Annotated in this window: 2 protein-coding genes; both read right to left on the bottom strand. The window is 73.8% G+C overall.

Annotated features, from left to right (window positions below; translation table 11 throughout):
• Positions 1-1,012, bottom strand: a 1,012-nt coding sequence (locus AC2W7A_RS12110; protein WP_485991561.1) for a redoxin domain-containing protein, incomplete at its 3' end; no start/stop codon positions are given.
• A 97-nt stretch (positions 1,013-1,109) separates the two neighbouring features.
• The coding region (locus AC2W7A_RS12115; RefSeq protein ID WP_485991562.1) for a hypothetical protein at positions 1,110-1,804 on the bottom strand (695 nt) is incomplete at its 5' end.

Raw genomic sequence — 1,804 nt, forward strand, 5'->3', positions numbered from 1 at the left:
CCGGGGCCGGGTCGGCCGCCCCGGCGGCCTTCGCCGCCGCGACGACGCGCTCGCCGTCGATGAGGGCCTGAACGCCGTTGCCGGCGAGCGTGCGGACCTCGCCGGTGTCCAGGGAGAGGCCGCGCAGCCGGTGGTTCACGGTGTCCGCCACGACCACGTCGTAGCCGACCTCTGCGGCGAGCTCGGCAGGCAGCAGGGTCAGGCCGTTGGGCTCGTTGAACAGGGCCTGCTCGGGGCCGCCGTCGGCGTGGCCGCGGGTGCCCGGGGTGGGGAAGGCGAGGTCGGACGCCTCGGCCGGGGCGTCGGCGGGGTCGCCGCCGCCGAACGCACGGACAGGGGTGGTCAGGTCCGCGTCCAGCTCGACGAGGCGGTGGTGGCCGGTGTCCGCCACCAGGAAGGTGCCGGGGGCGGAGCCGCGGTCGCCCAGGGAGATCGCCTTGCCCGGGAAGCGCAGGTCTCGGGCCACCGGCTCCGGGGCCACGTACGGGCCGTCCCCGCGGTGCAGGGTGCCCTTGGCCTCGTGCTCGGCCACGAGCTCGGCCACCAGGGAGCGCAGCCCGGCCACGTGGCCCTCGCCGGAGAGGTTCGCGGCGATGTACCCCTCGGGGTCGATCACCACGAGGGTCGGCCAGGCGCGGGCGGAGTAGGCCTGCCAGGTGGTCAGCTCCGGGTCGTCCAGCACCGGGTGCGCGATCTCGTAGCGCTCCACGGCGGCGGCCAGGGCGTCCGGGTCCGCCTCGTGCTCGAACTTCGGGGAGTGGACGCCGATCGTCACGAGGACGTCGTGGTGCTCCTCCTCCAGCGGGCGCAGCTCGTCCAGGACGTGCAGGCAGTTGATGCAGCAGAACGTCCAGAAGTCCAGGATCGTGATCTTGCCGCGCAGGTCCTCGAGCGTGATCTGCTTCCCTCCGGTGTTCAACCAGCCGCGGCCGATGAGCTCGGAGGCGCGCACGCGGGCGCCGGCGCGGGGCACGGAGGGGGTCTGCGTCGAGTCGTGGGAGGAGGTGCTCATGGCTCCATTCAACACCGCGGCCGCCCGGGGATGTTCCCGGCGGCGCGTTCGTGTCATGTGGACGGCGCCGCATGCCCAGACGCCTCCGGCGCCGGTCTCAGCCGGCCCGTTCGGCGGCGGCCAGGATCTCCTCGGCCATGAGGGTGAACTCCCTGTCCCCGACGGCGGCCTGGCCCACGAAGGACACCATCACCACGGAGTCCGCGGTGGTGGCCGTCAGCACCTGGGCGGTGAGCGAGTTGTCCTCGTCCCCGGCCGGGTTCCGGGTCCAGGTGAGACCGGACTGGGCGGGGGTGCCGTCGGACAGGTCGGGCCTGGCCGTGGTGAGCTCGTAGTCCACCGTGGCGTCCCCCTCGGTGACCGTCATGGTCATCTCGGAGCAGTCCTGCAGCAGGTCGTTCACGGTCTGCAGATGCCTCTCCACCCGCTGACGTGCGGGGCCGTCCAGCGCCGCGACCTCCACCGTGCCGGTGCCGGTGAACGAGTCCGCACCCACGTCCACCCGGGACACCTCGTCCTGGTCCAGCAGGATCGGCGAGAAGTCCAGGGCGTTCAGCGGCGCCTTGCACTCGCTGGGCTCCACCGTGGTGCGGGAGGAGTCCCGCAGCCGCGCGGTGTTGTCCTCACGGGTGGTGGCCACCTCCTCGTCCGTGGCCGCCCGCTGGCGCACGAAGCCGAAGGTCGCGGCGCGCTCGGCCGCGGCGGCGGCCATCCGCTGATCCTGCCGGTCCCCCAGGTCCAGGCCCTCGACGACGTCCGCGGCCTCCTCGTCCGAGGCCGGGTCCGGCTCGG

Source organism: Micrococcus sp. LASM2_SD2 (assembly GCF_057364565.1).